Source organism: Desulfuromonas sp., assembly GCA_002869615.1.
In the GTDB taxonomy this organism is placed as follows: Bacteria; Desulfobacterota; Desulfuromonadia; order Desulfuromonadales; family UBA2294; genus BM707.
In genome coordinates, this window is sequence record PKUH01000069.1 from 26,779 (window position 1) to 49,274 (window position 22,496).

Sequence of the window (22,496 nt, forward strand, 5' to 3'; positions counted from 1 at the left end):
ACAAACCCTGACAAATAAAAAATGGATTCTCGATCAAGTCGGGGACAACAACTAATCCCCCTTTCCTTTCTTCTTCACCGACATCGCCGTTTTGACCATTTTGCCAAACGCTTTATCCTTCCGCCGTTTTTCGACTAGCGTTTCACTCATCCGTTTCTGCTCAGCCTGCAGTTTGAGATAGTTTTCGACCCGGCGCGGATCGAGTTCTTCGTTTTCGAGCGCAGTTTCGATGGCACAGCCCTTCTCGCCTTCGTGCTGGCAATCACGGAATTTGCATAGCCGGGCGACCGCTTCGACCTCATCAAACACCTCGGCAATGCCTTCGACACATTCACTCAACTGCAGCTCACGCATCCCGGGGCTATCGAGAAGCAGGCCGCCATCGGGAAGAAAATGGAGTGAGCGCGACGTTGTCGTATGCCGGCCCCTGGCGTCGGCATCCCGGATCTCACCGGTTGCCTGGCGCTGTTCACCGCAAAGGGAATTGATGATCGTCGATTTACCGACGCCGGATGAACCGACCAGGGCGACAGTTTGCCCGACACTACACCAGGTGCGCAGATTTTCCACCGAGTCATGATCGCGGGAATTGACCAGTTCGACAACGAGTCCGGGTCTCAGGGATTCAGCTTCCTGCCGGAAGGCATCAACCGAATCGATTAAATCAACTTTTGTTAAAACCAGCACCGGCTCAACACCGGCATCGAGAGCCAGCGCGAGATAGCGCTCAAGTCTTGAAAGATTAAAGTCCCGGTTGCAAGAGGTCACAATAAACAGCGTATCGACATTGGCCGCCAGCAACTGAACCCTGGCGTCCCGACCGGACGCCATGCGCCGAAACAACGATTTTCTTTGCAGTAATGAAACAGGTTGATGCGTCTCCGACTCAATCAGCAACCAGTCACCAATTGTCGGCAGGTCCTCCGGCTCAAGATGCTTCCAGGTTCCCGGCAGAGAGACCTGATCGCGGCCATCTACTCCGATGATATCGATCAACTGTCCGTGGGTGGCGAATATACGGGCTGGTGAATAAAGTTCGAGTTCTTCGATGGAGAGCTGTTGCTGGAAAAAATGACTCCAGCCGAGTTCAGGTAATCCGTAAAGCGGTTCAGTCATGAGTATAATCCAACCTGGTGAGCGGCAATCACCGCCTGCCCCAGGGCCAGCCCGCCATCATTCGGCGGCACCCGGGAATGACTCAGTACGGTAAAGCCGTCATCCTGAAGTGACTGCACAACCTTCTCCGTCAGTAAAATGTTCTGGAACACGCCGCCGGAAAGTGCGACCGTTTCCAGGCCGGTGATATTCCAGATATGGCGCGTCGCCGAAAGCACGACATTGGTTATCGTATTATGAAAACGGCCGCCGATATCAGCGGTTGTTTCACCATTGAGCACATCATCAACGATCGCCGTGATCATTGCATCGTAGTCAAGGCAGAATCCGCCGGCGTCCTTGACCAGGTTGAAGGGGTAGCATCCGTCGGCCATCGGGTCGGAAACCTGTTCGAGCTCAAGAGCAGCCTGCCCTTCATAACTGACTTCGCCGCGCAAACCGACCAGTGCGGAAACGGCATCAAACAGACGACCACAACTCGAGGTCAATGGTGAGTTCAACCCTTTTTCAATCATCTGCTGAAACAGCTGCAATTCTTTTTTCGATATGGCCTTGACCAGCGGAAGATCGGGCAACTTGTCGCCATACACCCGGAACAGGTAACTCAAAGCCATCCGGTATGGTTCACGGACCGCTGAATCGCCGCCCGGCATTGCAATGTGGGAAAAATGACCCATCCGCTTGAAACTGCGATAACCGCCGACAAGAAACTCACCACCCCAGATCTTGCCGTCAATGCCAAGACCGAGACCGTCAAAAATGACGCCGATCGCGTCGCCATCAAAGCTATTTTCAGCAAGACAACTGGCGAGATGAGCATGGTGGTGCTGAACCGGCACCCGCTCGATTCCGGCTAGTTCCTCGGCGTATCGGGTCGAGTAAAAATCGGGATGGAGATCGTGGGCAACCGCCACCGGTGTAACCTCGAGAATCTCTTCAAGATGACCGATCGAGCGGCAAAAAGATTCATAAACGTCAACGTTCTTCAGATCACCGATATGCTGGCCCAGATACGCCCTGTCGCCCCGGGTCAGACAAAACGTGTTTTTCAGTTCGGCGCCGGTCGCCAGAACCGGCGGCATCTTATCGCTTAAAGCCAGCGACCGCGGAACATACCCCCTGGAACGACGCAACATCATGGTCTTTCCCGAAACAATACGGACTATCGAGTCATCGGAGCGTGTCTGAATCCGCCGATTATGGGTCAGGAAACAATCGGCGATACCGGCAAGGCGGTTGCGGGCATCAATGTCTTCGAAAGCAATCGGTTCATCCGAAACATTGCCGCTGGTCATGACCAGGGCCCTGAACTGACCCTGAAGCAGCAGATAATGGAGTGGCGCATAAGGGAGCATCACCCCGAAATAATTGTTTCGGGGTGAAACACTTTCGCCAATGCCGCTGTTCTCTTTTTTCCGTAAAAGGACAATCGGCCGCTCGACACCGGCCAGCAGTTTCACTTCGTCCGGATCGGCAAGCGTATAGGTGAGAATCTCGTCGATAGAACAGGACATCAACGCAAACGGTTTTTCATCGCGCTCTTTGCGTCTACGCAGCTCATCTATGGCCGCATTGTTTTCAGTATCGACGGCAAGATGGTACCCGCCAATCCCTTTAACGGCAACGATCTGTCCCTTTTTCAAGGCAGCGATTGCGGCGGCAACCGGATCTGCCGTTTCGATCTCACCGCCGGCAGCATCGAGCAGGCGCACCTGCGGACCGCACACCGGACAAGCATTCGGCTGAGCATGAAACCTCCGGGATTGCGGGTCATCGTATTCCTCCTGACAAGCCTGACACATCTTGAAATCGATCATGGTTGTCTGGGGACGATCATAAGGGATACCGGTGACAATGCTGTATCGGGGACCACAATTGGTGCAGTTGATGAAAGGGTAACGGTAGCGCCGGTCGGCAGAATCAAAAAGTTCGCTCAGGCAGTCGTCGCAAACAAAGGTGTCGGGAGATATTTGCGCTTCGGTGGAGCCGGGAGCATCGTCGCTCACGAGAATGGCAAAGGACTGGTCTCCGGCCGCTGCAATGTCGGAAACGTCAAACCGCGAAATCGAAGCGAGCGGCGGGATATCGGACCGGACCGACCAGAGAAACCCGGCCAGCTTTTCAAAAGGGCCCTCCGCTTCGATGGTGACACCACGCCTGTTATTCAGAACAAACCCGGAAATCCCCCAATGTTGCGCCATCTTGTAAACAAAGGGCCGGAAACCGACCCCCTGGACGACACCTTCAATTTCGATCCGCTTGCGCAGAATCATACATCTCTCCGAACAAAACAGGCTTTCAACGGTAACCAGAATTAATGAGGCATATTCTTACCATTGATCTTTAGCAGAATAAAGGATAAAGGGCACAGGATAGAGGTTCAAGCGGTTAATTTACCGGTGAAATATCGTGTTTTCAGCAGGTATTATGCCGGGAGAAAAAAACACCCCGTTCCGGAGGAGGGTGGAGGAACGGGGCAAAATCGACCCGGTCGGGGAACCGGGTCGGGCAATATGAGTTATGGCGCGATGATAGAGCAATCCCGGTGCCAACTTTGATAAAATAAGGCAACTTGCTGATTTTACGTACAAAAACAGTTCACAGCGCAAAGGGATGCTGGCGCAGGGCAAAACAAAAGCGGCCGATTTCAGCCGCTTCTACAAACATTCGCCACCTGGCGCTGACAATCATCCATGGCGATTAATCCAATTCATACTTCTCGAGCTTGTAGCGTAATGTCCCACGCGGAACGTTGAGGATACGGGCTGTCTTGGCAACGTTTCCACCGGTTATCGCAATCGCCTTGGCAATCAGTTCCTTTTCGACCTCACCGATCATCTCTTCGAGCAAGATACCTTCAGGAGGTATGTCGAAACTGAACGGTGATTCCTTGCTCGGTTCGTCACCCCATATTTCGTTAGGTAAAAATTCCGGCCGGATAACATCCTCACTCTGCATAATACAAATCCGCTCAACCATATTCCGCAATTCCCGGACATTGCCGGGCCATGAGTAGCGCAACAGAAGATCGAGGGCATCCCTGGAAACTTCATTGATTTTTTTATTGAATTCACGGTTGAACTTCTTGAGAAAATAATCGAGCAGAGGCGGGATATCTTCACGTCGATCTCGCAGAGGCGGGATGTGGATCGGGAAGACATTCAGACGGTAGTAAAGGTCTTCGCGAAAAGTCTTATCATCAATCGCGTCTTTCATATCACGATTGGTTGCCGCAATCACCCGGACATCGATATCGATATTCCGGGTTCCGCCGAGCCGGCGGATCTTCCGGTCTTCAAGAACCCGGAGCAGTTTGACCTGAAGGTTCAGATCCATTTCACCGATTTCATCAAGAAAGATCGTCCCGCCATTCGCTTCTTCAAACAGTCCGATCTTCCGGTTTTTGGCATCGGTAAAGGCACCCCGTTCATGACCGAACAGCTCCGATTCGAGCAGGTTGAACGGCAAGGAACCGCAATTGATTTCGATAAAGGGCTTATCTTTGCGCGGCGACATATTATGAACGGCCCTGGCGACCAGTTCCTTACCGGTGCCGCTCTCGCCGGTAATCAGAACGGTCGCCGATTCGTGTTTGGCAACCTCTCTGACCTGGCGATAGACCTGCAGCAGGGCCGGACTTGAACCAACCATCTCGGTATCACCGAGTAATGTCCGTTCCTTTGATTCACGCCGGAGATGCCGCAGCTCGCGGCGCAGGCTCTGGGTTTCAAGTGCCAGCTTGACAATCAGCCGAATGGCGTCGGCTTTGAACGGCTTCTTGATGTAGTCATAAGCACCCATCTTGAGTGCTTCGACCGCGCTCTCAACGGTGCCGTAACCGGTGATAATAATAACCAGCACATCGGGATCGACTTCACGCATTTCCCGGAGCACATCGAGGCCGCTCTTATCGCCGAGATTGAGGTCGAGCAAAACGAGGTCGACTTCCTCTTCAGCAACCTGGGCGATAGCTTGTTGTGGATTTTCGCTCGAATACGGGCGATAACCGTCTTCGCTTAGAATCCGCTCAAGATTCTCACGAATGAAAGCCTCGTCATCAACAATCAGAATTTTTTCCATATCAATCCGTCCAAAACAGAATATAAGTGGCGGCCAATCGCCACAGCTAGCATAACATAACCCTCGGCCAGCCCTCCTTCAACAAAAAAAAAGGCTGATTTTAACCTATATTCATTACATTCTTTGTGGATATAATGTCAGAATACAACTAAATGGCTGGAATCAGCCGTAATCTGCGACAGGAAAGAACAGTATGAAACGGGTGCCTTGACCCGGATGGCTTACAACCTCAATCCGCCCACCATGATCAGAAATAATATTATGGGTAATGGCAAGCCCGAGACCGGACCCCTCCCCTTTGGATGTGTAGAATGGTTCAAAAATATCTTTCATAGCCTCCGGCGGGATGCCCTTGCCGGTATCGGAAAAAACGACCCTGACTCCTTCCGGTATTTTCCCGGCAGTGATTTCAAGGGTTCCACCGTCAGGCATCGCTTCGATCGCGTTGGTAATAAGATTCAGGAACGCCTGCTTCAGCTTATCCTTGTCGAGCGGAAATACGGGGAGATTTTTATCGATCCCGAGGTCGAGCTCAACCTTTGCCTTTCGGCACTGACTACCGACAAGAAACAGGGTATCTTCAAGAACCGCTGTGACCGACCCCGGCTTCAACTCGGCTTTCGGCAGAGCCGCAAAATGGAGGAGCTCATTGACCAGGCCTTCGAGGCGCTCGATCTCCTGCAACGCCCTGACGATGATCGCCTGATCATTTTCCCGCCCGATCATCCGATCATGCAATTCATCGAGCATCAGATTGACCCCGGTCAGAGGATTGCGAATTTCATGAGCAATCGAGGCCGACAATCGGCCAAGAGAAGCAAGACGGTCGACCCGCTCCATCCGCCGCCGCATTTCGACCCGTTCCGTCAGATCCTCAATGGTCAAAAGCCGGTCAATCGACTCGCCGCCGAGAGGCAGAATGGCCAGACGGAACGTCATCTCTTTTTCACCCCGCTTGACTTCGACATACTGACTCCAGGCATCGGTCCCGGCAATTTCGAGTCCTGAGTTGAAAGCCTCGACAAATTCGGGCCACAATGCCAGGGCGACGTCCAGAGGATTGGTACTGACTTCCGTCGGAACATCGAGGATTCTCGCTGCCGGCCCGTTCAGTGAAGTCAGAATCCCGTTTGAATCGAGGGTCAGAATGCCGGTTTCGACGTGCTCGAAGATTGCTTCCTTGAAATTCCGCTCCTGTATGATTTCGCGGCGCGAACGCCGCAGATCCTGCAGCGACGTTAAAAGACGGGCCCGGCGTTCATTCAACTCGCGCGCCATAACGTTGAAGGATTTGGCAAGCTCGCCAACCTCGTCGCGAGACGACACAACAACTTCACCAACCTGCCGTCCACGCGCCATTTTCTTGGTCCCTTCGATCAGATTCTGCAAAGGGCCGACAACCCCCCGGGAAAGTTCCATGGCAACCAGGAGAACCAGGAAGACAACCATGCCGATCATCACCATCGAGCTCCGGACAAACCCGGAAATCTCACGCCGTATCAGTTCGGATGTCTCGGTTGCGGCCTTATGAAACTGATTCACCTCGGCACCGATGGTTATCCCGCCAAAAACACCACTCAGCCTGTAGCTTCCGCTGTCATAGTAAATCGGCGCATACGCCATGATTTTCTCGGAGCCGCCAACATTGGTAACATCAACGACCCCCGAACGCCCTTTGATAACCGCCTCGGCGACGTTTGGATAATTTTCATGGATAAAATCGGCATAAAAAAGGTTGAACGGAATCAGCCCTGAATCGATCTGCTCCCGGGTCGATTTTTCGGTATAAGGGGGAACCAGCCGCCCCTCTTTGTCGAGGCCGCGAATATCCCAGTACTTGGGATGGGTCAGCATCCAACCTTCGTCGTCAAACATGAATGCATAGTTGCCGCTGTCGTAGGAGGGAAAAACAACGTAGCTTTGTTCGGTCGGGGTAATATGCTGGGTAAACTCCATAAGATGGCGATGGTCGAGTGAAAGGACGACCATCCCCTGCAGCTCACCCGAATCACTGTAAACCGGCAGTACAAAGCGGACAACGCCTTCGTACTTTGCTCCTTCAATCGCCGACTCCGGGTTTTCGGCTCCGGCAAGTTGCTGCAGTTTATTAACGTGCCAGCCGGTCAGATGCGAAACATAGACCTCTCCGGGCGGCAGATTCCTGGCTTGTTCAAAATAATCTTCAAAAAGATAGGTTGTATTCTCCGGCTTCGAAACATCACGCAAATCTTGCGAGATTTCTCCATCGACAATCCTGACGAGCTCCTGTCCTGACGCATCGATATATGTCAATTCACGGTAGAGAGGAACTTCTTCACGGGTTTCAACGGGATTCTCATTGTCCCCTCCGAGGTACCAGACCATGCGCTTATGTGCGTCGTGGAATTTTCGGTAATCAGAATTATTAACCGGCAGAAGAGCCAGCGCGCCAAGATCACTTTCGACTTCCCGGAGAAAGCCGGTAACCTCGTCGGCGACCATCCGCGCCCTTAATTCAAGCGATTTTGCGGCCTGGGTATCAAGGGCCCGGGTCGCATTTTCGCGCAAAAGTTTTTCGATTGTACGGAGGCTCTGGTCGGAATTTAACGACAACAGGACAAGCGGAACCAGCGACAGGGCCCAGAAAGCGAGAAGAACCTTCATGCGGAGAGAGAGGCGAATCATGGGCGGAGTATATCAGGAAGAACGGTCGAGGAGAAAGGCGAATTACATCCGGAACAAAGGGGTCTCAACTGCGCTTGCGGCCGTCTACAAAAAGTTTCCGTGAATTGATTGCCAACGGCAGGAGGTTCCGGTGTTTTTCCAGGGCGGAATCGAGGGTCGGACCGTCGTTAATGATCACATCGTCGTCAGCGAGAACTGTTTTGGCGACGTGCAGTCCGTCCGGTCTGCTATAGACCAGAACTTCGTATTCCTCTGCGCCGACCGGAAGGATACACTTATGAACGAGTTCTTCTGTATTCATAGCCGCCCACCTCGAGTGATCGACCTGTGCCAAACGATGCTGCCGCACAGGAAATTTAACAATAAATAAATCACGGACATTGTAGAAATAAGAGCAATTTCCCTGCCAATTGAAGCAGAAGGGGCGAAATGGGTAAAGACCTGAATAAATAATGGAAATTTCAGAGTGGCAAGAACAGTGTCAATGGCATAAAAGTCTTGAAATGACGGGAGCGGACAACGTCAATTAGCAAAATAACCTTATTTGCGGCGGCTGACCACGTAATCGGCAACCGTCTCCAGAGCATCACGCTCGATCGAAGACGGGAAAAGATGGAGTTTCGACTTGGCCGATGCGATCATTGATTCGGCTCGCTGTCGAGTGTAGCCGATGCCGTCATAGCGTTGAATCAGTTCAAGGACCGCGGCAAGGCTTTCATCGGAAAGTTGTTCTTCTGCGATAATCGATTCGACCCGGGAACGCTCTTCGCCGGTACAGCGCTTCAGCGCATGGATAAGCGGCAGGGTCATCTTGCCCTCTTCCAGGTCGTGCCCCTGGGCTTTACCGAACTCGGTTTCATCGGCAACATAATCGAGGGCATCATCCATCAACTGAAAAGCAATTCCGACTTCCATGCCGAACCCGGCCAGCGCCTCTTCCTGATCGGCCGTTGACGATCCGAGGATTGCACCGACGCGACAGGCTGCGGCGATCAGAATCGCGGTCTTGTTGCGAACAACATCAAGATACCGATCTTCATCCATCTCGAGATCGCAGGTATTGATCAGTTGTTGAACCTCACCTTCGGCCATTGATGTTGTCGCGTCGGAAAGGGTTTTCAGGATTTCGAGGCTGCCTTGTCGGACCATGATCGAAAACGACTTGGCAAAAAGAAAATCACCAACCAGGACCGAGGCTTCGTTGCCCCAGACTGAATTGGCCGACTCCTGTCCGCGGCGCAGCACAGCACTATCGACGACATCATCATGCAGCAAGGTCGCTGTGTGGATAAACTCAACAACGCTGGCCAATGCGACATGCCGGTCGCCAGTATAGCCGGCGAGGCGGGAACAGAGCAGCAGGAGCATTGGCCGCATCCTTTTCCCGCCGCTGCCAAGAACGTACTCTCCGACTTTTCGAATCAGTTCAACATCGGAAGCAAGATCTTCCTTGAACTGTTCTTCAACCCGGACGAGATCGTCCTTTAATAGTGTTAAGACTTGATCCATATAAAAAACTCAAAATCCATTCAGTTCATCGAAGAGTTAAACTGCGCTCATCCTAAAGAATAGTCTGGAACCTTGTCAAAGTATTTTTATCGCTGCATGACCGGTAATTCGAGCCGAATCCGGGCACCGTCGCGATATGTTGTATCGAGAATCAGGTCTCCGCCATGATCCTCGGCCAGTTTACGGCAGAGAGAAAGACCAAGCCCGGTCCCCTCGTCCCGATCTTTGGTTGAATAGAACGGCTCGAAAATTTTTTCACTCTGATCCAAAGGAACCCCCGGTCCGCTATCGGAAACACTGATGACCGCACCACCCGGCTCTTGAACAAGCCGGATAACCAGCTTTCCTCTTCCCTGCATCGCCTGGCCTGCATTCAGCAACAGATTAATCAGAATTTGCCGGAGCTGATCGGCATCTCCTTCAACGATGAGTGGTACTTCCGGACGTTCATAATCAATGACAATCTCCTTGAAGAGCCGTTGTGGAGAGAGCGAAACAATTGTTTCCCGGCAGAGACTGTCAAGATCAACCGGTTCCAGATGCCCCTGCCCGCTCCGGGCAAAGCTGAGTAATCCACCGGTAATCCGCCGACAACGCCTGCACTCATCTATAATTGCCCGCAAATCGTCTTTTCTCGGATCATCCGGGCTGCAATCCTCAAGAAGCAGTTCGGCATAACCAAGGATAATTCCGATCGGATTGTCTATTTCATGCGATATTCCGGCTGCCAGTTGTCCAATCGCTGCCAGCCGTTCCGAACGAAGCAATTGGGCCTGAACCTGCTGCAGCTCGTCGTTGGCCTTTTGTAACGCGTTGTTCTTTTCGGTCAGGGCACTGCGACTGCTGTCGAGATTTTCCGACATTTCGTTGAATGAGGCTGCCAGTGCCGAAAGTTCATCACTGCCGGAAACACTCATTCGTATCGCAAGTTCGCCCCGGCCGATTGCCCGCACTGCCTGGTTCAGCTCCTGGACCGGTCGGGCCACCCGCCTGGCCACGACCGCGGCCAGAAAAAGTGATGCGCATAAGGCAAACAGCCCGATCCGGAAAAATTGTTGGCGCATCTCGGTCTGTCGTTGATCAACCGAATCATAGGAGATGAGATACCGTACCGACAGAACCTGTTCTCCGGTTGGACCGAAAGCGGGAACAATCAAATCGAGAAACCGGTCTCCATTATCAAATGATCGGGTAACGGCCGTTGTTCGCGGGACTCCAACCCGGCGCGCCAGATCTGGCATCTCGATCTTTTCGAGCGGCAGATCAATATAGTCGGGAAACTGTGGTGAAGAAAAAAGCTCCCGGCCGCTCGGTGAATAGAGTGAAAAACGGATCAGGTCACGGTTGAAACCGAGAAAATCATAAACGTATTCGAGGTTTTTCTCATCCTGTCCGGTGAAAGCGCCCCTGAATTGTTTCAATAGCTCAGGGGTCGCGAAACGGGCAAACGAGATACTTCGCAAGCGCAGGTGTTCCTCCCACTGCCTGGACTGGCTCCTGACCAGAAAGAAAAAGGTTCCGAGCAGAACAGCAATGAGCAGTACGGCCGTATAAAAAAAAAGTTTTTTGCCGAGAGTCGCTTTCATAACATATTGAATATTCGATATTTAACGGCATCATAGACAAGTCGATGCGATTGGTCAACACAACTCCGGTTGCATCCGCTATCTAAATTATTGACAAACACCCTGGATCAGATTATTTTATGACCGTTTTAGTGATATTTAAAATCAATCATCGGTGCTTGACCTTTAGATAGACCTTACCTAAGATTAGAAAATTATTTCCTTTACCGATGTTTAAAAAGGAGGAACTGCATGGACAAACCGGAATACAACTACGCCATCGTCAGGAGCTTCGTTAACTGGAGTATACTGTGGGGGCTGGTCGCAATCCTGGTCGGGGTCATCGCCTCTTTCCAGATGATTTACCCGGATCTTAACTTCCCCCCCTATCTCACCTTCGGCCGCTTGCGGCCGCTGCACACCAATGCCGGACTTTACGGCTGGGGAGTCGGCTCTATTTTTGCGATGTTCCTGTATATCACGCAGCGCCTCTGTAAAACCGGGCTGTGGAACGACAAACTGGCGACCTTTCAGCTCTGGTTGTTCAACGCGACGATTATTGCCGCTGCGATCACTCTCCTGATGGGCTACACCACCTCCAAGGAGTATCATGAGCTGGAATGGCCACTTGATGTCATGGTCGTCATTCTCTGGGTGGTCTTTGCCGTCAACATCATCATGACCATCATGAAACGCCGCGAGGAGCAGATGTATATTTCGCTCTGGTATATCATGGCGTCGCTGATCGGTGTGGCAATCCTCTATCTGGTAAATTCCGCGGCAATTCCGGTATCCCTGTTCAAATCTTATTCTGCCTATGCCGGCACCAATGACGCCAACGTCCATTGGTGGTTCGGCCATAACGCCGTCGCCATGGCCTTTACCGCGCCGCCGCTGGCGATGTTCTACTATTTCCTGCCAAAATCGACCGGCGTACCGATATACAGCCACCGCCTGTCGATCATCGCTTTCTGGAGTCTGGTTTTCATGTACCTCTGGACCGGAGCCCATCACCTGCTCTGGACTCCGGTTCCCGACTGGATTCAGACGCTGGCGATGGCGTTTTCGGTTATGCTGATTGCCCCGTCGTGGGGTTCGGTGATCAATGGCTACCTCTCCATGAACGGCCAGTGGCACCAGATGCGCGAAAACTATCTGGTCAAGTTTCTGATCCTCGGCATTACCTTCTACGGTCTGCAAACCCTGCAAGGGCCAATGCAGTCGATCCGGACTTTTTCCGCCTTTATCCACTACACCGACTGGGTTCCGGCCCACATCCACATGGGAACCATGGGCTGGGTGTCGATGATCGCTTTTGCCGGCATCTACTTTTTGGTGCCCCGTATCTATGGTCGCGAACTTTATAGCATTCCACTGGCCAACCTCCATTTCTGGCTGATCCTGATCGGTCAGCTGCTCTGGACGATCCCGCTCTGGGTCGCCGGTGTCCTCCAGGCCGGCATGTGGAATGCGATGAACGACGACGGCAGCCTGACTTATACGTTCATGGAGACCATGGTCGAAATGTACCCCTACTGGTGGGCCCGCAGTATCGGCGGCATTATCTTCATGATCGGTGTCATTATCTTCATCTACAATCTGTTCAAGACAGCAAAAAGCGGAGAAGTCTCCATGGCCGAACCTGCTACAGCTGAAGGGAGGGCCTGATCATGTGGGAAAAGAAACCGGTAATATTTCTGATTCTGGCCACTGTCACAATCCTTATCGGCACGATCGTCACCATGGTCCTGCCCTTCGCCTGGGTCAACACCGAGCATGACCGGATTGAAACGGTCACTCCGTACAGCGCCCTCGAACAGGAAGGTCGCGATATCTATATCCGCGAAGGCTGCAACAACTGTCATTCGCAAACAGTACGACCGCTGGTTGCCGAGGTTATCCGTTACGGCGAATATTCAAAATCGGGTGAATTTGTCCACGACCGCCCCTTCCTCTGGGGCTCAAAACGGACCGGACCCGATCTGGCCCGTCTCGGCGGCAAATACCCGGATGCTTGGCATTACAAACACATGGAATCGCCCCGGTCAATGGTCCCGAAAACCAATATGCCGGATTACGGCTGGCTCAGCGAAAACATGGTCGATCCTGATATGATCCGGCGGAAGATGAATGCCCTCGACTTCCCGTATAGCGAGGAAGAGATAAAATCCCTGACAGGCAAAACCGAGATGGATGCGATTGTTGCCTACATGCAGAAACTCGGCACCGGCATTCCCTGGAGAAAAACCGCCCAGGTCGAAATCATCGGAGAACTGACCAACCCCTATGCCGGAGCAGACCACAAAACCATGGAAGCCTGGGAAGATCTCTACCTGACCAATTGTGCCGCCTGCCATGGGCGACATCACGAAGGGGATATCGGACCGGAACTGGTCGGTGCTGCGTACGAGGATGCGGAGCTCTTCAGCTTGATCTACAACGGCATCCCGGAAGGCGGCATGCCCTCCTTTGCCAGCCTGGGGACCGACAAGGTCTGGAAATTGACCAACTTCGTGAAATATTACATCTACGAAGAGGATCATTACTGATGGACCTCGGCTCTCTTCTCTATCTGGGAATTACCTTCGGAATGCTGGTGGTTTTCGCTGCGATTGTCTTTCGCACCTATCGGTCGAAAAATCGCAGGAAGTACGAAGATCCCAAGCACCGAATGCTCGACGACGAATAATCAAGGGAGGGCGTCATGCTCGAAAATCACGAACATAAACACGATACGCACGATTTTGATGGCATCACCGAAAACAGGGTCAATTCACCACCAACCTATTTCAATGTGCTCTTTTATGGACTGATCATCTGGGGAGTCATCTTTTGCGGCTACTACCTTTTCAGCGGCTGGAGTTCCAATCAGGAATTCCAGCAGAAAATGCAGGCGCACGAAGCCGCCTATGCGTCTTCAGATCCGGTGGCAAACGCGCCGAAAAACACCATTCCGCCGGCCTCCAGCGAAGCATCGGAAGCCGAGAAATTATTTGCCGATCACTGTGCGGCATGCCATGGAGCAAAAGCCCAGGGCGGCTTCGGTAGCGATCTGACTACAGATGAATACGTCTACGGGAAAACCCGCGAAGCAATAAGCGAATCGATCAGTGCGGGACGGGGTGGCAAGATGCCCGGCTTTGCCGACTCTCTGTCCCAGGCACAGATTGACACACTGGTGACCTTCCTCCTGCAGCTCTGATTACCTGTTATCAGGCGGGGTGAGATCTCTCGCCCCGCCTGGAAAGCAGACCATGCCACAATCACAAATGTCGGCTCAAAGTCTTTCCTGCATCGGCCCCCGACGCAGGTCTTTTCAATGGATCCTGAGCCTCTTGGTTGTCCTTCTCCCATGGTTTAAGATCGACGGAAAGTCACTTCTGCGGATTGACATACCTGAGTTGAGTTTCTATTTTTTCGGCGCAGTCCTGCGCATCGAAGAACTCTATTTGCTGCTCATCGTCTGCCTTGTCCTGGTGCTCGGGTTCCTGTTGATCACCCTCGCCTTCGGCCGGGTCTGGTGCGGCTGGGCCTGTCCGCAGACGACATTGAACGATATTTCTGAATGGCTGGCCCGCAAACTGGGTCTGAATATCAGCAAAAACCGGTTGCAGGGCCCGGCCTGGCGTCGGGCAATAATTCATATCATCTATGTCGTTCTGGCGTTTGCAATTGCCGCCAATCTGCTCTGGTACTTTATTGAACCGCGCCAGTTTTTTTCTGCTCTGGTCAGCGGCAGCCTGCATAGTGCCGCCTGGGCGACCCTGATGATTATCTTTATCACGATCTATATCGACCTTGCATTCATCAGGCGATTGATGTGCAGTGAGTTCTGCCCCTATGGCCGTATCCAGACCGCGCTGGTCGACCCCGGGACATTGACCCTGCATATCCCGGAATCAGAAAATGAACGGTGTATCGAGTGCGGTTCATGTGTGCGGGCCTGTCCGATGGAAATCGATATCCGCAACGGGTTCCAGGTGGAATGTATCAACTGCGGCCGTTGCCTTGATGCTTGCCGACAGGTCATGAAGCGACGTAAGGAACCTGGTCTGATCTGTTACAGCTTCGGAACTGAAAACAGAGGAGTGAAAGCCCTGCTCAATCCGCGCATGCTGCTGGTCACCATCTCGACCCTTTGCCTGCTGGTCATCCTGGGAATCGCCATGGCGAATCGGGCCGATGCGACCCTGAAGTTATCTCACTCGCACCAGGTAGCGCCCCGACGCCTCGCCAATGGCACAACAGCGACATTCTTCAATGCCTGGATCAACAACCGTGAACAACAGGTGAATCGGTACCGGCTCCGGCCCGGTAACTGGTCTGAATCTTCAAGTTTAAGCGTAAGGGGGCAGACCGAAAACATCAAGGTCGAGGCCGGCGGTAATCGTCGCATCGACTTTGTTCTGGTCAGTCCTCATATCAATGACAGCCAGGAAGTTGTATTTTATCTCGAAGACAGTCAGGGCAATATTGTTGCCAGTGCATCCGCCCTGATCAAGGCAGATATCAATGAATCAAACAAGTAAAAAGAACAAATCAATCATCCCGCTGTTGCTTGCCGGACTTATTGGCATCTTTATCGTTTTTCTGGGCTGGTCGGCCAGGCAGGCATCAACCGGCGGCACCGATATTACCGACCGGGATTACTACAGCAAGGTGTTGAAATACAATTCGACACTGGTTGAGAAGCGGGCCGCCAGCGTCATCGGCTGGAAACTCTCATCCCGACTCGTCGGCAGAATCCTTACCGTTAACCTCTCCGACAAAACCGGGCGCCCGATCGACGGGGCAATCGGCCGTCTTGTCGTCAGCAACAAACTGGCAACGGCGCTCCCTCTTTCCGAAAAAAGTCCGGGTGCTTATATACTGGAACTGCCGGCGCACTATTCAGGGGAATTCCCGGTTCGAATTGACTTTGAGCGCGCCGGTGCCCGAATCAGCCGCCAGCTACTGCTTAATATCGGGCAATAGTACAACCGGAGTAAAATGAACATTCCTGCAGCAAAATGCCACCATTGTGGCCTTCCGATCCCTGCCGCAGTCAATATCCGTGGTAATTATCAGGATCGAGAGGTCCGTTTCTGCTGTCAGGGCTGTTACGGTGCATTTCTGATTATAGCCGGTTCGGGCCTCGACAAATTTTACCAACAGCGCGACTGGCCGGAGCAAGGCGTGCCCGAAGGGGTTTATACGAGCGAATTCAGCGATAACTCACTTTCCCCCTATGTCATTCCGCTGAATGAAAATTTTTCCGAGATTTCCTTTCTGGTTGACGGAATCCGTTGCGCAACCTGCGTCTGGTTGCTTGAAAAGGTCGTTCAGGATGAGATGGGCATAGAGCAGATTCGGGTCAACTATGGTTCGCACCGGGCCCGGGTTATCTTCAATCACAAGCTGACCAATCCGGAAAAAATCTTTTCCGGAATCAGCCGTCTCGGCTACCTGCCGCGTCCTTTCACCCGCAATGCTATGCAGGAATCGGCTATGCGGGAACAGAAGTCTCTGCTGATCCGCTTCGGAACTGCCGCCTTCCTGTCGATGCAGCTTATGGGTTACTCGCTGGCGCTCTATGCCGGTTATTTCCAGGGAATCGATCCCGGGATAAGGCAACTGATCCAGTATTTTGCTGCAGCGGTGACCATCCCGGTCGTATTCTATTCCGGCTGGCCATTCCTCTCCGGCGCCCTGCGCAGCCTGCTGAACCGCGCCCCCAGCATGGACCTGTTGATCGCCCTTGGTGTTTTAACGGCATTTAGCTACAGTCTCTACTCAATGGTTGCCGGTGGAGAAGTTTATTTTGACACAGCTGCCATGATTATCACCCTGATCCTGATGGGGCGCCTGCTTGAGAATTCTGCCCGTAATCGATCACTTTCGGGTATTGATAAACTGCTCCAGCTTGCGCCTGATACCGCCCGGCTACTGAAGGACGGAAACGTCCTTACGGTACAGAGTAACGACCTCAAACCAGGTGATATAATTTCGATTCTTCCGGGTGAAAGAGTTCCTGTCGATTCCGAAATCATTGAAGGATCGAGTGAATTTAACGAAGCCGTTATTAGCGGCGAAGCCCTTCCTGTTTTTCACTCGAAAAATGAGAATATCGCATCGGGCAGTCTGAATCTGACCTCGACGGTCAATCTGAAGGTTGTCCGGATTGCAGCAGAATCCTTTGTTTCGCGGATGAGCCGGATGGTTGAAGAAGCCCAGAACCGGAAAGCACCGGTCCAATCGCTGGCCGATCGTATCGCTACGTTTTTTGTTCCTTTTGTCATCTCTATTTCGGCCGGCACCTGGGCCTACTGGCACTTCATCCGGGGAGATTCGGAAAACGCAATCCTAAATGCCGTGGCAGTTCTTATCGTAGCCTGTCCCTGTGCTCTCGGGCTGGCGACTCCGACCGCTGTGCTGGTTGCAACAGGGCGGGCCGCAATGTCCGGCATACTATTCAGGGGCGGCGACATTCTTGAAGCGACAAGCCGGGTCGACACCATTGCATTTGACAAAACCGGCACTTTAACCAGCGGGGTCCCGGCCGTAACCGGTCTGTTTCCGGCAGACGGAATCACACCGACGCAGCTGTTGCGGGCGGCATCGATCATAGCAGCCGGTTCCAGCCATCCACTTTCCCGGGCGATAGTTACCTACGCCGCACAAAACAAGATCTCGACCGCTCCAGCCAGAAATGTCCGGACAATTCCTGGACGCGGCCTTGTTGCACAACTCGACAACCACGAATACAGGCTTGGCAATCTGCTCTTCCTGAAAGAGAGTCAGATAAAAGTCAACCAGACTGACGATAATGAAACAACCGAAGTCCATCTTGCAGTTAACGGCGTATTCATGGGAAGTTTCCGTTTTTTTGATCCGCTTCGAAATGAAGCGGCAACGGTGGTCTCTTCTCTTCGCGACAACAATCTCAGGACCGTTCTATTGACCGGAGACCACAAAGAACCGGCCCGGATAGTCGCCGAACAACTTAAAATTGACACTGTTTTGAGTGATCTGCGCCCGGAAGAAAAGGCGTCCTGGATCAAGGAACAACAGGCGACCGGGCATACCCTTATCATGTTTGGAGATGGGATCAATGATGCACCGGCACTCGCCCAGGCCGATATCGGATGTGCCATGGCCGGAGGGACTGACATTGCGCTTGAAACTTCAGATATAGTTCTGACCCGTGCCGATCTTGGCCGCCTCAACAGTGCCATAAAAATTGCCCGCCAGTCATTGCGAACAATTCGCCAGAATCTTTTCTGGGCCTTTTCCTACAATCTCGTGGCAATACCTCTGGCGGCATCGGGACTTTTGGCGCCGGTCTGGGCAGCAGCAGCAATGGCAACCAGTTCAATTATCGTTATTGGTAACTCCCTTCGCCTCGACCGTCAATTGAAAAAAAGAGTTGCCAACTCTTCATTACGTTATTAAGATTTACCAATGACTCAATCAATCGTCATTCTGATTCTGTTGTCGCTTTTTGTCGGAACCGGTGTTTGGCTTTTCTTCGTCTGGGCCGTCAAAAAAGGAGAATATGATGATGTCGAAGGGCCCAAGTATCGGATGCTCGACGATGATGAATCGACAAAACCCTCTAAGGAGAAAGAATCATAATGACGGGAATTCAGCGCGTAATTCTGGCTGTTATTGTTGCAACTGTACTTAACATCCTGACTGTAGATATTTCGGCAGCCGAAAGAGTATATACGACCGACGAAGACCAGCCGGTTTTTGCGAAACTGGTATTTGCTGCCGACGCGCTCAAAACAATGACCGAAATTCCTTTTCGGATCGAGTTCGGCGATGACCCCGGGCACAGACCAATTCTGCATTCGGCTGTCTGCTCACTCACCATGCCGGCCATGCCGATGCCGGCCAATCACCCTAACCTCAAATGCAGTAAATCAACCTGCACGGGCACGGCTGTATTCACAATGGCTGGTGCCTGGCAGGCCACATTCGGATTGATCATGGAGAACGGAGCCAACACATCGATCTCCATCGGAATTGATATGGTCGAGATGAAATGAGCGACCCGCTTTACAGTATGGCATTTACCACCGGGCTTCTTGGTTCGGGCCACTGTATTGGTATGTGCGGAGGAATTATTGCAGCCCTTTCTCTCTCTCCGGAAGGCCTTCGCGGCGGATATCTTTTCCATATCCTCTACAACCTGGGCAGAATCATCACCTACAGTCTGATCGGCTATGTCGTCGGATTGCTTGGCTCGGCGATTGCGTACACTGACAAGTTTATGGTTGCAACCAAATCCCTGCTTATCTCATCCGATATTTTCATTATTATTCTCGGACTCGGTACTGCAGGTGCGTTCAGAAATCTTGACTTCATGAAGCTTGAGTTTCCCGCCCCGGCCGCAAAAATCACCAATCTCGTATCTTTTATGAAAAAACTGCCGCCCGGCCTTTCCGCCCTGCCTCTCGGCCTGATCATGGGCTTTCTTCCCTGTGGCCTCCTTTATGCAGTGGCAATCACCGCTGCCCAGAGTGCGAACCCGAAAAGCGGGGCAATCATGATGCTGATGTTCGGCATCGGGACGATCCCGGCGCTATTTCTGTTTGGTTCTGCGGCACATCTTCTCGGAACGAAGGTGCGAACATGGATGCTGCGTCTTGCCGGTGTTATGGTTGCGCTTATGGGCTGTTACAACCTCTATCGACATCTTCACCTGATGGGGATTGTTTAAACAAAAAAAGAGACCCGTCTGGCAAACGGGTCTTTAAAGGAGGTAAAAGTGTTTTTGGCTGAAACCAGGGCCGCGGCGCAGGCACATCGCCAGACTGTCCAATTTTGTCCCTGAAAAACGCTTCAGGCTTCCTTGTGTAAGGCTTGCTCACCACGCTTTTACCCGGGATCTCGCTTCTTACAACGTTGACGACAGTGCTGTTGCCGCTGACCTTGATTTTCAAAGAACCACTTTGTTCTATTGATATTGCCAACACCATGCCAAATTATTAACAGTCTATTAATGCAACAGCACCTGTGCGCAAGAGTTCAGTTATTTCAAAAGCTTCCGACTTTCTTCATTAATCATAAACAATTCCTATCCGGTCTCAAAACGACTTAAAGTGACCATTTACGCAGCATAACGGACATTTTTTGTCAATAGGACAGCGCCATGACTTGACGGAACATACGGATGTGCCATGAAAAAGAATATGCTAGGATGGACGCTACAATGGCTTGTCTAAAGGAGAATAAAATGTCGGATTTCATTCATTTATTACGCAACCGAAGGAGTATACGCCTCTTCAGTGATCATTCGATCCCCTCTGAGCAGATCGCTTTACTCGAAGAGGCGCTGCTCAGGGCACCGACCTCCCGCGGCCGCAATCCCTGGCAGTTCATCAAAGTAAGCGACAAGGATCTTCTACAAAAGCTTGCGCAGGCAAAAATGAAAGGATCAGGGTTCCTCGCCGGGGCTGCCCTGGCCTATGCCATCTGCGCCGATGAAACGGTTTCGGATGTATGGATTGAGGATTGTTCAATTGCGGCCATCACCCTGCAATATAGTGCACATAGCCTCGGTCTCGGCAGTTGCTGGGCCCAGATAAGGCTTCGTGAACACAAGGAGAATGAGAGCGCAGAAACGTTTGTTCGAAACCTGCTGGGAATACCGGAGCAGGTTCGGGTTGCGTCAATTATCGGACTCGGGTATCCGAATGAGAAGAAAGACGGACACCCGGCTGAATCATTACCGAGCGGGAAGATCCATCAAAACCGTTTCAGTTAAGACAGTGCCCTGATTCATTCTCGACTGGAAGGCAATTGGTTTCATGGCTCCGATCTCTTGCGAACCGGAACGAACGTTCTCTCGGCCGCTTTCCAGCGGTATCCTCCGGCATCCCAGATTTTTTCTATTGTTTCCCAACTGAGATGTAACGCGGCCATTTCATCAACCGATTCGGATGCCGCTAGTGTTTCACTATCATCTATAACTGAATCGCCATTATCATCAGCCCAATGATAGGGACCGGCCTTCGTCAACTGGTCTCCGCTGACAGCATAAGCGATACTGCTATCGCGAGGATTAACGATAACTTCGCCGACAAACCGGTATTGGCGGGAATCATCTACAGCGGCAGGGACATCAAGGAGATAGCTGATCGTATCCGGCTTCGAGTCCGGCTTGATAATCCACCGGACCGTGCCGTTGACATTGTCGAGGCTGGAAGGCGGTGGACTGGATTGCAACAATTTCCAGCCTTCAGGAAACTGTTCACGGAGAATCATCCCTTTGATGTCGCCGGTCGATTCAAGCCGGACCCGGACAGGGAACTTTCCGTCAGGCACGGCGTAAGAAGGGAGAACTCGATTGGCGGAAAAAGCGTAATCAGCCGGTGATTCGTACATGAAATAATAATAGGCGCCGACAGATAAACATAAGAGGATGATCGTTAAAATGATTTTTACGAACAGCGGTCTTCTGCTTGTCGAAGCATCTGCATGATCAGGAATACCATTGCCGTTCAACAATATCTCCGCCAGGTCAACTTCCAACGCTTCAGCCAACAGCCGCGCGTTGTCACGACGGATAGTCGGATATCGATTATTCTCCCAACGCGAAACCGTATCGGTGGTTACCCCAACGACCTTGGCAACATATAATTGGGTCAGCTTGTTTTTTTCCCGAATCCGCCGGATCGCCGATCCGTCAATGCAAATTTGGGGTGTTAATTCCTGATCTCGCATTTGTACCTCACTGTCGAAAACTCTACCAGAGAGAGCAATGGCGCGCAATCAGATTAATATCGGGTAGACATTGGCAATCAAAAAAACTCGACATTAGAACTCTAACATACTGTAATTGCAATGATTGAGCCCGACATCGGGTTATACATAGAGTTATGTCTGATGACAATCAACGATCAATAAGATAAATTTGCGACACCAATAAAGGAAAGCAATATAAATCCCTAAAACCAGGAAGAGGAGGAAGAAAATGAAAAAGTTTATCATCTTACTGACCATGGTCGCATTTATTGGTGTTGCCGCCAACGTTGTTGCCAACAACGGACCGGAGGAAGTCAAGTTCGACACCAAAAAAGGAACGGTTACCTTCAACCATGCCAAGCACCAGAGCAGCGTCGCGGACTGTGCCAAGTGTCACCACAATGGTGTTGAAAACGGCTCGTGCCGGACCTGCCACGACGGCAGCAAGGCGCCTGAATTTAAAAGCGCCGCACACAAAGCCTGCAAAAGCTGCCATAAAGATAATAACGGCCCGACCAAGTGCAACGGTTGTCACGCAAAATAAAACCACACAAAAAATTTAAGCAGCAAAAAAAAGAGATCCTGAAATTGGGTCTCTTTTTTTGCCAAATCTCTATTTACCGGGAAATTTTTCCTTGCATTGAAAGCAGACTCCGTATTATATTTTGAGTGAGCTTTGGCCTGGAAACAGTCCAAGGTTTTTGACCCCGTACGCACCCCCCCTCCGTGTACGGGGTCTTTTTATTTTCCTTTTTATTTTCTTTTCCCCGAAGACATCAACCTTCGAATCTTGCTTCTTTCAGTGATGACTATGTTAAACTTGTATGCGAG

Annotated in this window: 20 protein-coding genes and 1 pseudogene; 12 read left to right on the forward strand and 9 right to left on the reverse strand. The window is 51.8% G+C overall.

Annotation, left to right across the window (positions count from 1 at the left end; translation table 11 throughout):
- Positions 1–51: 51 nt before the first annotated feature.
- The 7 genes from rsgA to C0623_07050 form a co-directional block, all read right to left on the reverse strand.
- Positions 52–1,116 carry a ribosome small subunit-dependent GTPase A gene (rsgA, locus tag C0623_07020; GenBank protein ID PLY00606.1) on the reverse strand — a complete coding sequence of 355 codons (1,065 nt, stop codon included), beginning with the start codon at positions 1,114–1,116 and terminating at the stop codon, positions 52–54.
- A complete protein-coding gene (hypF, locus tag C0623_07025) occupies positions 1,113–3,389 on the reverse strand; it encodes a carbamoyltransferase HypF (GenBank protein PLY00607.1) in 2,277 nt (758 codons plus the stop codon). Before hypF ends, rsgA begins: the two co-directional genes overlap by 4 nt.
- A gap of 427 nt (positions 3,390–3,816) precedes the next feature.
- Positions 3,817–5,196 (reverse strand): Fis family transcriptional regulator, encoded by a 1,380-nt coding sequence (locus C0623_07030; GenBank protein ID PLY00608.1) that lies wholly within the window; start codon positions 5,194–5,196, stop codon positions 3,817–3,819.
- Between the two features lie 162 nt (positions 5,197–5,358).
- The gene (locus C0623_07035) at positions 5,359–7,860 is read right to left on the reverse strand and encodes a histidine kinase (protein PLY00609.1); all 2,502 of its coding nucleotides are present in this window, start codon (positions 7,858–7,860) and stop codon (positions 5,359–5,361) included.
- Between the two features lie 64 nt (positions 7,861–7,924).
- Complete coding sequence (locus C0623_07040; protein ID PLY00610.1) at positions 7,925–8,161, reverse strand: hypothetical protein; 237 nt, start codon at positions 8,159–8,161, stop codon at positions 7,925–7,927.
- A gap of 239 nt (positions 8,162–8,400) precedes the next feature.
- Positions 8,401–9,369, reverse strand: a complete 969-nt coding sequence (locus C0623_07045) for an octaprenyl diphosphate synthase (GenBank protein PLY00611.1) — start codon at positions 9,367–9,369, stop codon at positions 8,401–8,403.
- 86 nt (positions 9,370–9,455) lie between these two features.
- Positions 9,456–10,955, reverse strand: coding sequence for a hypothetical protein (locus C0623_07050; GenBank protein ID PLY00612.1), 1,500 nt, complete (start codon positions 10,953–10,955; stop codon positions 9,456–9,458).
- Positions 10,956–11,186: 231 nt separating this feature from the next.
- Here C0623_07050 and C0623_07055 point away from each other — a divergent pair, with 231 nt between their 5' ends.
- The 11 genes and pseudogenes from C0623_07055 to C0623_07105 all read left to right on the forward strand — a co-directional run bounded on the left by C0623_07055 (position 11,187) and on the right by C0623_07105 (position 20,685).
- Complete coding sequence (locus tag C0623_07055) at positions 11,187–12,602, forward strand: cytochrome C oxidase Cbb3 (protein ID PLY00613.1); 1,416 nt, start codon at positions 11,187–11,189, stop codon at positions 12,600–12,602.
- 2 nt (positions 12,603–12,604) lie between these two features.
- Positions 12,605–13,483: a cytochrome-c oxidase, cbb3-type subunit II gene (ccoO, locus tag C0623_07060; GenBank protein ID PLY00614.1), complete on the forward strand. Its 879-nt coding sequence runs from the start codon at positions 12,605–12,607 to the stop codon at positions 13,481–13,483.
- A complete protein-coding gene (locus tag C0623_07065) occupies positions 13,483–13,623 on the forward strand; it encodes a CcoQ/FixQ family Cbb3-type cytochrome c oxidase assembly chaperone (GenBank protein ID PLY00615.1) in 141 nt (46 codons plus the stop codon). The genes ccoO and C0623_07065 overlap by 1 nt, the downstream gene beginning before the upstream one ends.
- Before the next feature lie 15 nt (positions 13,624–13,638).
- Positions 13,639–13,836 (forward strand): annotated as a pseudogene (locus C0623_07070) (hypothetical protein).
- A 352-nt stretch (positions 13,837–14,188) separates the two neighbouring features.
- Positions 14,189–15,463: a FeS-binding protein gene (locus C0623_07075; GenBank protein ID PLY00616.1), complete on the forward strand. Its 1,275-nt coding sequence runs from the start codon at positions 14,189–14,191 to the stop codon at positions 15,461–15,463.
- Positions 15,447–15,908, forward strand: coding sequence for a hypothetical protein (locus C0623_07080; GenBank protein PLY00617.1), 462 nt, complete (start codon positions 15,447–15,449; stop codon positions 15,906–15,908). The genes C0623_07075 and C0623_07080 overlap by 17 nt, the downstream gene beginning before the upstream one ends.
- Positions 15,909–15,923: 15 nt before the next feature.
- The gene (locus C0623_07085; GenBank protein PLY00618.1) at positions 15,924–18,365 is read left to right on the forward strand and encodes a copper-translocating P-type ATPase; all 2,442 of its coding nucleotides are present in this window, start codon (positions 15,924–15,926) and stop codon (positions 18,363–18,365) included.
- A 9-nt stretch (positions 18,366–18,374) separates the two neighbouring features.
- Complete coding sequence (gene ccoS / locus C0623_07090; GenBank protein PLY00619.1) at positions 18,375–18,548, forward strand: cbb3-type cytochrome oxidase assembly protein CcoS; 174 nt, start codon at positions 18,375–18,377, stop codon at positions 18,546–18,548.
- Positions 18,548–18,964 (forward strand): hypothetical protein, encoded by a 417-nt coding sequence (locus C0623_07095; protein PLY00620.1) that lies wholly within the window; start codon positions 18,548–18,550, stop codon positions 18,962–18,964. Before ccoS ends, C0623_07095 begins: the two co-directional genes overlap by 1 nt.
- Positions 18,961–19,638: a sulfite exporter TauE/SafE family protein gene (locus tag C0623_07100; GenBank protein PLY00621.1), complete on the forward strand. Its 678-nt coding sequence runs from the start codon at positions 18,961–18,963 to the stop codon at positions 19,636–19,638. The genes C0623_07095 and C0623_07100 overlap by 4 nt, the downstream gene beginning before the upstream one ends.
- Positions 19,639–20,154: 516 nt before the next feature.
- The gene (locus C0623_07105; GenBank protein PLY00622.1) at positions 20,155–20,685 is read left to right on the forward strand and encodes an NAD(P)H-dependent dehydrogenase/reductase; all 531 of its coding nucleotides are present in this window, start codon (positions 20,155–20,157) and stop codon (positions 20,683–20,685) included.
- Between the two features lie 41 nt (positions 20,686–20,726).
- On the opposite strand, the gene C0623_07110 is transcribed toward C0623_07105, so the two are convergent.
- Positions 20,727–21,644 (reverse strand): XRE family transcriptional regulator, encoded by a 918-nt coding sequence (locus C0623_07110; GenBank protein PLY00623.1) that lies wholly within the window; start codon positions 21,642–21,644, stop codon positions 20,727–20,729.
- 250 nt (positions 21,645–21,894) lie between these two features.
- Here C0623_07110 and C0623_07115 point away from each other — a divergent pair, with 250 nt between their 5' ends.
- Entirely contained in the window at positions 21,895–22,209 is a 315-nt protein-coding gene (locus C0623_07115; GenBank protein PLY00624.1) for a hypothetical protein, read from the forward strand.
- On the opposite strand, the gene C0623_07120 is transcribed toward C0623_07115, so the two are convergent.
- On the reverse strand, positions 22,197–22,382 hold the full coding sequence (locus C0623_07120; GenBank protein ID PLY00625.1) for a hypothetical protein: 186 nt from the start codon (positions 22,380–22,382) through the stop codon (positions 22,197–22,199). The genes C0623_07115 and C0623_07120 overlap by 13 nt on opposite strands.
- Between the last annotated feature and the right edge of the window lie 114 nt (positions 22,383–22,496).

Coding starts and splice junctions, on each gene's coding strand:
- rsgA (PLY00606.1), bottom strand. CDS start 1,116: ATGACTGAACCGCTTTACGGATTACCTGAACTCGGCTGGAGTCATTTT.
- hypF (PLY00607.1), bottom strand. CDS start 3,389: ATGATTCTGCGCAAGCGGATCGAAATTGAAGGTGTCGTCCAGGGGGTC.
- C0623_07045 (PLY00611.1), bottom strand. CDS start 9,369: ATGGATCAAGTCTTAACACTATTAAAGGACGATCTCGTCCGGGTTGAA.
- C0623_07050 (PLY00612.1), bottom strand. CDS start 10,955: ATGAAAGCGACTCTCGGCAAAAAACTTTTTTTTTATACGGCCGTACTG.
- C0623_07105 (PLY00622.1), top strand. CDS start 20,155: ATGTCGGATTTCATTCATTTATTACGCAACCGAAGGAGTATACGCCTC.
- C0623_07095 (PLY00620.1), top strand. CDS start 18,548: ATGACGGGAATTCAGCGCGTAATTCTGGCTGTTATTGTTGCAACTGTA.
- ccoO (PLY00614.1), top strand. CDS start 12,605: ATGTGGGAAAAGAAACCGGTAATATTTCTGATTCTGGCCACTGTCACA.
- C0623_07065 (PLY00615.1), top strand. CDS start 13,483: ATGGACCTCGGCTCTCTTCTCTATCTGGGAATTACCTTCGGAATGCTG.
- C0623_07080 (PLY00617.1), top strand. CDS start 15,447: ATGAATCAAACAAGTAAAAAGAACAAATCAATCATCCCGCTGTTGCTT.
- C0623_07035 (PLY00609.1), bottom strand. CDS start 7,860: ATGATTCGCCTCTCTCTCCGCATGAAGGTTCTTCTCGCTTTCTGGGCC.
- C0623_07040 (PLY00610.1), bottom strand. CDS start 8,161: ATGAATACAGAAGAACTCGTTCATAAGTGTATCCTTCCGGTCGGCGCA.
- C0623_07075 (PLY00616.1), top strand. CDS start 14,189: ATGCCACAATCACAAATGTCGGCTCAAAGTCTTTCCTGCATCGGCCCC.
- C0623_07030 (PLY00608.1), bottom strand. CDS start 5,196: ATGGAAAAAATTCTGATTGTTGATGACGAGGCTTTCATTCGTGAGAAT.
- ccoS (PLY00619.1), top strand. CDS start 18,375: ATGACTCAATCAATCGTCATTCTGATTCTGTTGTCGCTTTTTGTCGGA.
- C0623_07085 (PLY00618.1), top strand. CDS start 15,924: ATGAACATTCCTGCAGCAAAATGCCACCATTGTGGCCTTCCGATCCCT.
- C0623_07110 (PLY00623.1), bottom strand. CDS start 21,644: ATGCGAGATCAGGAATTAACACCCCAAATTTGCATTGACGGATCGGCG.
- C0623_07115 (PLY00624.1), top strand. CDS start 21,895: ATGAAAAAGTTTATCATCTTACTGACCATGGTCGCATTTATTGGTGTT.
- C0623_07055 (PLY00613.1), top strand. CDS start 11,187: ATGGACAAACCGGAATACAACTACGCCATCGTCAGGAGCTTCGTTAAC.
- C0623_07100 (PLY00621.1), top strand. CDS start 18,961: ATGAGCGACCCGCTTTACAGTATGGCATTTACCACCGGGCTTCTTGGT.